At 50.1% G+C, this 407-nt stretch carries 1 protein-coding gene; it reads right to left on the bottom strand.

Annotated elements, in window-relative coordinates; all coding sequences use genetic code 11:
- Positions 1-407: PEP-utilizing enzyme (locus tag STRDD11_RS13385; protein WP_241209471.1), on the bottom strand; the 407-nt coding region annotated here is incomplete at both ends.

Raw genomic sequence — 407 nt, 5'->3', positions numbered from 1 at the left:
AATCCAATCATCGTTTTGCAGCTGGCTGCAGGCACCTCTGACATTTACAATGGAAGGGATACCCAACTCGCGGGAAATAATAGCTGTGTGAGAGAGCAAAGACCCCTGTTCTGCAATGACACCCTTGGCTTGGGTCAGAAGATAAACCCAGCCCGGATCTGTCATCTTGGTCACGATAATCCGGTCCTGAGCAGACTCAATCTCCTGCACATCTTCCACGACCAAAACCCGAGCCTTGACGCAGCCAGGTGAGCAACCAATCCCTTGTAAGGCATGATTAGCCGTATTATGACTGCTGGTGCGGTTTTGCGGTTTCAGGTATTTCTCAAAGACCTGTCCAGCAAAAACGTAGCGACTAAAGGTTGGAAGTTCCTTATCAGCCTCCAACTTCTCTCGACGCTCGGCTA

It is taken from the genome of Streptococcus sp. DD11, assembly GCF_001578865.1.
GTDB classification, from domain to species: domain Bacteria; phylum Bacillota; class Bacilli; order Lactobacillales; family Streptococcaceae; genus Streptococcus; species Streptococcus panodentis.
The sequence above is the reverse complement of the archived record's forward strand: the minus strand, read 5'-3'. Positions and strand labels throughout refer to the sequence as shown.